Genomic DNA, 6,442 nt, shown 5'->3' with positions numbered 1-6,442 from the left:
CATTTACCGAATCCTTACCTTTAGCAAAAGAAAAGCTGCTGAATGACTTGCATACAGCAGCTTAGTATCTTCAATTTTTAATCCTCGTTTGTCAGATCAAATCTTGTGTTTTACAAATAACTGGTTAGAGAACTGTCCGGCCAGGGCCATAAATCAAAAAAAGTCGAACTCTTTTGAGTTTGACTTTTTTTATGCTTGTGTTTTATGCAAGCCTACCCTTCATCAATTATCAGCAATACATCAAATTCAAACACATCCACACTGCCAGATAATTCTACACTGCATAAGATTGGGTAATTGACTTTTCCTATATTTTTACTGAATTGTTCAGGGAGAACAATATTGGGATTTACCAGGAAAACGGGTTGATAATAGGAGGGATCATTGAATCCCAAAATTGTGTAAGGTTGGCTATATTTTACTCCTTCTGAAGTCTTCGCATTAATAGTGATAACGAGTCCGTTTCGTAACAGCCTCTTATTCCATTCGTCTGGATGTTGCCAATCAAATAATGGTACGAGTATTATTTTTTTTATTCGGATAAATGATCCGACTTGCTGAAGAGTGAATTGTTTTACTTTATCCTCATTAGTCAATCTAATCGTTAAATCATGTTTAACCTGATCTGTGACTGATATACTATAGCTTGTACCCCTTCCGGCACCATGAACAATTAAGTTTCGCATTGCAACAAGATCGGAAAGTATTCGTTTGACAGATGAGACTGGAATGTTCAGCCTTGCAGCTATTTCTCCACTGCTAATGCCCGGATTATTTTCAATGAGAGAATATATTTGAATTTCTCGTACTCCAAGTGCTTCACGCTTTTCCTTTGCTTTTAATTTCTCTAATAGTTGATGCTGAATATTTTTCAAACAGTCAAGAAAGAAAGTAACCCATTGTGTAACGTCTTCTCCGGGCCTATTACGCTGTGCATCCATTAATGATTTATAATATTCTTTCTTTCGATGTTCTATCTCATGTTCAAAGCTTACATACTCGATCCATACATAACCACTTTTCATCAACAATAAGGTAGTCAGTAATCTGCTTAGGCGACCATTTCCATCCTGAAAAGGATGGATGCTTAAAAAGTCATAAACAAATACTGCGGCTCGAATTAAAGGATGAGTGCTTGAATCATTGTTGTACCAACTTATCAACTGCTCCATTACATCTTGTGTTGCAAATCCCGGAGCCGTAGTTTCAAAGATTACGGTCTTCTGTCCGTTTGATTCTGTTCGCTCTACTCGGTTCGAATTGATTTTGTAGTTTCCTTTATGATAAGCATCTTTTGAACTATGCTTCATCAATATATTATGAAGATGCTTGATGCTGCTTTCAGCTACAGAAATGTCCCGGTATGATTCGCTTATAATATTGAGTGCATCATAGTATCCTGCAACTTCTTGTTGATCCCTGTCTGATAGTTTAGAAATGTCCAGGTTTCTTATTAAAACCTCCACTTCAGTATCTGATAATTGGGAGCCCTCAATTCGGGTTGATGCACCAATACTTCTCACTGTAGCAATGGATTTGAGCTCTTTCAAAGCTTTCTGCTCACGCCGTTCGATAGCTTGCCATTTTGCATCAAACCGATCTAATTGACTCAGTTGCTGCGTAAGGTCCATCCAATTTAAAGGTATAAATTCAAAAGTATGAATATTCATGATATGAGACGATTCGAGACGTAAATATACGATATTAGTACTAAACTGAGCCGATTTGGGACGATAAGAGACGATAATTGGCGAAAATGGAGACAATTTATCATCAAAGAAAATGTAAATCAAGAAAGCTGGAGTTCGACATCCCGCGCCTTGCCTCCACGAAAAAAGGTTCACAGCAATGTGGACCTTTTTTGTTTTTGCCCTCCATTACAGTTTTATCTTGGCGTCATTTCTCTTGCAAATGCATTTTCTATATGCAGTCTTGAAATCCAGATACTGGATTTATTCGGATTGACTTCAACCGATGCCAATTTTCCGCCACAACGGATATTTTTCCCGATCAGCTCCGATGGATTTATTGGGTCCGCATATTTAAAATATTCAAAACAAAGAATGTTTGTCTTTTTGTTGTTTGATGTAATTGTCATACCGCGTAATTCACCTTCCTTGTTTACAAACTTTAAAGAATTAAAATCCTGGGACGAACTGTCAACGCAAGGATGCGCCGACATAACCAGTCTTTGTCCTACATATTGATTTGCGTTCTTGAGAAATTCGGCATGGGTCATTTGGTCTAATGACACCATTCCCGCTGCCGAGAATATGTTCATATAGGTAACAATTCCACGCAGATCAGAGCTGTCGTTTTGAGTGTTGCTCAGAAGATTGCTTGTCTTGTCAAAAGCCCCTTTGAAATCTTCTTTCTGCAGAAATGGAATGACGGTTTTAAATTCGTCATAAGTTATAACCTGACCATAAGAAGCCGAAGTAACAAGTAATGGTAAAAACAGGATCAGAATAAATTTCATAGTAAAAGGTTGAGGAGGGTAGTTGAATTATAAGCCTTGATTCTCAATGACTGGTTTTTTATTGTGATTGAGCAGGCATCCTAATTTAAAAGTAATTTTCTGTAATTCCAGCACTTGCATGATAAAATAGCATCATGCCCCGAATTCTTCAAATCTCTCCCCTTTTGAAATTTTTACTATAGTTTGCGGACATTAACCTGATTAGCATCATTGTCTTCCGCCGGAAACTATAGCGAAAAAGATATACCCCAGCGCCTCTCTGAAGGCGACGAACAAACCTACCGGCAGGTATATGACCGCTATTGGAACCGGGTTTACAGCGTTGCCCTCAGCTTTCTCAAATCTCCCCAACTGGCCCAGGATGCCGTACAGCTGGTATTTGTACGCTTATGGGAAAAGCGCGACAAGCTGAAAGACGTCACTTATTTTGATGCCTGGTTTGCCGCACTGGCCCGTAACACCATTATCAATGCCCTGGAAAACCGGGCATTCAGGCTTGCCGACGGACCCGTAGATGAACTGATCCCCTCCGATTTCCTTACTCCTGATTATTTACTGGAATATAAGGGCGCTCTGGCCCTGATCAATGATGCAGTGGCTAAACTTCCTGCTCAGCAGGCTGCTGTCTTTAAATTAAGCCGCGAGCAGGGACTATCCTATGCTGAAATTGCACAGCAGTTGAGCATCGCGCCGGCCACCGTCAAAAGCCATATGGTCCGGGCACTGAACGCCATCCGGGAGTATGTCCGCCTGCATTCAGGCGATGCTTTCCTGGTAACCTGGCTGCTGACCGCCATATTGGAATATTTTTTTTAGGACCCACTGCACCTATCCCTTTTTGTAACCTGTCTTATTTATTCACCTGGATTTTTTAAACCTTATCTAAAACCATACTATGGAATCATCTGCCGCATTTACACAATTATTGGATAAATACCTGACTCAGACCATTACAGCTGAAGAACAACAGCTTTTTTTTGAGCTCGTGCAAAGTAAGAAGTATTTGCAAGAGCTGGAAGCTGTGATCGATCAGGCTTTGTGTGATGCTGCTTTTGACGTTGCTGAAGACCCGCTCTTACGCGAAAAACTTTTTGATCAGATCCTGCAACAGCGCGAAACACCTGTCCGCAGAATTCCCCTTTACCGCCGCTGGGGATGGGCTGCAGCCTTACTGGTATTACTGGGTGGAAGTATCTATTTCTTTACCACCACCGGTAAAAATGAAAAGAACAATATTGTACAGGATCAGCATAATAAAAAAGATATCCTGCCGGGAACAAACAGGGCGATGCTCACCTTATCCGATGGAACTGTCATTACCCTTGACAGTGCCGCCAATGGCGCCATCGCCCAACAGGGCAATGCTTCGGTGGTTAAACTGGCTAACGGGGAACTGAGGTATGAAACAAATGGTGTTGCTCAGCATAAAGTGATGATGAATACCATGGTCACCCCTAAAGGAGGACAGTACCAGCTGACACTGCCAGATGGCACTAAGATCTGGCTGAATGCAGCTTCTTCCATCACCTATCCTGCTGTATTTGCCGGCAATGAACGTAGCATAAAGGTCAGCGGCGAAGTGTATATGGAAATCGCAAAAGATGCACGCAGGCCCTTCCTGGTGGATGTAGATGGCAGGTCCACCGTGCAGGTACTGGGTACAAGTTTCAATATCAACTCCTATACGGATGAGGGAATCATCAGAACAACACTGGTTGAAGGTAGCGTGAAAGTGAAGGCTGCTCATAGCCGCAGGAACCAGCAGGCAGTGACATTGAAACCCGGGCAACAGGCCGTGATCACAAGTAACTCAGATGAGATCCGGCTTCAGCCTGCCAATATAGACCAGGTATTAGCGTGGAAGAATGGATTTATCAATTTTGAATCAGGAAGTTTTCAGGAGGTGATGCGGCAAATTGAAAGATGGTATGATATCGACGTGAAGTTTGAAGGAGCCAAACCGCCCGTGAGTATTGAAGGAAGAATGGACAGAGGTGTGAAATTGTCTGATCTGATGGGCCTGCTGAACAATTTTGGTATTCATGCAAGGCTGGAAGGAAGGACACTGATCCTGAGCGAAAACTAAAAGTAATTAAATGAAAAACCTGTAATAGATAGTGCTGATATGTTTCGTGTCCAGAAAAAAAGCCGGAAGTGCTTGCTACACTACCGGCTGAAAAGTTTGGATAACGAAAATAAATAGTCGTCGCAGACTGCTTTTAACATTACCAAACCAACGCAAAAGTATGGCAAAAAATGCTGTTTTTGGCTGGCCTGTTCGCGGGAGCAACCGCCTTTTAACCAAAACTCTGTTAGTTATGAAGCTAACCGTATTCTTTTTAACCGTCACCTTTCTGAATGTTTCAGTGGCTGCTGTTTCCCAGAACGTTGATCTATCGGTCAGAAATGCACCCTTGAAACAGGTGTTTATCCAGTTGCAGGATCAGACGGGATTCTCATTTGTTTACACCTCACAGATAGTCAAAAAAGCGCAGCCCGTTACCATTGAAGTTAAGAACAGGCCATTGACAGAAGTGCTTGATGAGATATTGAAAGCACAACGGTTGACATACGTTATCAAAAGTAAAACGATCATCATATCGGCATCATCAGGTTTTGCTTTGCACGATGATGAGCACCTGGAACAATCAATAGGAACGTTGATGGCTCCCATACCAATCAGGTTGCGGATTATGGATGAAGATAATAATCCCCTTTCCGGTGCTTCCATTGCAGTGAAGGGTGAAAAGAACTCAGGAGTAACTGATGCGCTGGGTATCCTTACCATCAATGCAGAGATCGGTCAGACCCTTCTGATTTCCTATGTAGGTTTCGGAAATGTTGTTATCAAAATCTCCTCGGCAACTACCGCCACACTGATCTATGTTGACCGGCAGACTACAACAGGGACTGGCTTACGCCCCGGACAAACAATTACTACTGACAGAGGTTTCTTTTCCATTTCGCTCGCAAGAAAAACTGCACAACTGGAAGAAACCTTTGTTTACAACGGTTATCAGAAGATCAATCAGAAGTATCTTACAGGTTCTGTTACCTCGCTGAAAATGGATTCCGTGATCCAGCCCGGATTGAACACGGTAGATAAGATGCTCGAAGGCCGTGTACCCGGACTTACCTATATGCAGAATTCAGGACAGTCAGGCGCCGCACCACAACTCCGTATCAGGGGCACATCCACTATCCTCGGCACCCGGGAACCTCTTTGGGTGGTGGACGGAATCATCCGTACCAATCCCATTCCGATCCCTGCCAGCAGGGTGAATGATCCGGATTTCGTTAACCTGCTGGGTAATGCCATTTCCGGATTAAATCCTTACGACATCGAACAGATAGATGTATTGAAAGATGCCACGGCAGCCGCGCTCTATGGTGTAAGAGGCGCTAACGGTGTGATCGTGATCACTACCAGGAGAGGAAAGCCAGGCCCGCCAGTGGTGAATTATAATGTAACAGGAACCATTACACGAAGACCCAGATATACAGACCGGTCCATTTTTATGATGAACTCGCGAGACAGGATCGATGTATCACGCGAGCTCATTGAAAAGAAACTCACGCTTCGTGGTGGCGCCATGGAGGCCTATGAAAAGTCTATCCTTGATTATAGTAATGGCGCCATTGATTATGATACTTTCAAAGAACAGGTTGGCAAGGCTGAAAAGATGAATACAGACTGGCTGGGAAATACTATGCAGGATGTTTTTGCCACCAATCATACACTCAGTATCTCCGGTGGCTCTCCTTCGGCTTCCTACCGCGCATCGGTAGGTTATACCAATGAGCCGGGAGTGATCAAAAAAGAAAGGAACGACCGCTACACCGGCCTCGTCAACCTCCTGCTTTCATACAGAAAATTCAAGGCTGAATTCAATATCCAGCTGAGCAACAGCAAACGCCGGTATACGCCTGCTGAGATCGGCATCCTCAATTATGCATATGGCA

The 6,442-nt window shown here is 42.9% G+C and carries 5 protein-coding genes; 3 read left to right on the top strand and 2 right to left on the bottom strand.

What is annotated here, in order from left to right:
- Positions 1-212: 212 nt before the first annotated feature.
- Entirely contained in the window at positions 213-1,670 is a 1,458-nt protein-coding gene (locus tag ACTHMC_RS21360; RefSeq protein ID WP_440416241.1) for a Fic family protein, read from the bottom strand.
- Between the two features lie 215 nt (positions 1,671-1,885).
- Positions 1,886-2,479, bottom strand: a complete 594-nt coding sequence (locus ACTHMC_RS21355) for a hypothetical protein (RefSeq protein WP_440416239.1) — start codon at positions 2,477-2,479, stop codon at positions 1,886-1,888.
- A gap of 210 nt (positions 2,480-2,689) precedes the next feature.
- Here ACTHMC_RS21355 and ACTHMC_RS21350 point away from each other — a divergent pair, with 210 nt between their 5' ends.
- The 3 genes from ACTHMC_RS21350 to ACTHMC_RS21340 all read left to right on the top strand — a co-directional run.
- A complete protein-coding gene (locus ACTHMC_RS21350; RefSeq protein ID WP_440416237.1) occupies positions 2,690-3,295 on the top strand; it encodes an RNA polymerase sigma factor in 606 nt (201 codons plus the stop codon).
- A gap of 79 nt (positions 3,296-3,374) precedes the next feature.
- Complete coding sequence (locus ACTHMC_RS21345; protein WP_440416236.1) at positions 3,375-4,565, top strand: FecR family protein; 1,191 nt, start codon at positions 3,375-3,377, stop codon at positions 4,563-4,565.
- A gap of 232 nt (positions 4,566-4,797) precedes the next feature.
- A partial coding sequence (locus ACTHMC_RS21340; RefSeq protein ID WP_440416234.1) for a TonB-dependent receptor plug domain-containing protein occupies positions 4,798-6,442 on the top strand: 1,645 nt, incomplete at its 3' end.

Source organism: Pseudobacter sp. (assembly GCF_051955275.1).
Lineage (GTDB): Bacteria > Bacteroidota > Bacteroidia > Chitinophagales > Chitinophagaceae > Pseudobacter.
The sequence above is the reverse complement of the archived record's forward strand: the minus strand, read 5'-3'. Positions and strand labels throughout refer to the sequence as shown.

What these genes read in the sequence shown, in the direction of transcription:
- ACTHMC_RS21360 (WP_440416241.1), bottom strand. Translation starts at nt 1,670, where the DNA reads ATGAATATTCATACTTTTGAATTTATACCTTTAAATTGGATGGACCTT.
- ACTHMC_RS21355 (WP_440416239.1), bottom strand. Translation starts at nt 2,479, where the DNA reads ATGAAATTTATTCTGATCCTGTTTTTACCATTACTTGTTACTTCGGCT.
- ACTHMC_RS21345 (WP_440416236.1), top strand. Translation starts at nt 3,375, where the DNA reads ATGGAATCATCTGCCGCATTTACACAATTATTGGATAAATACCTGACT.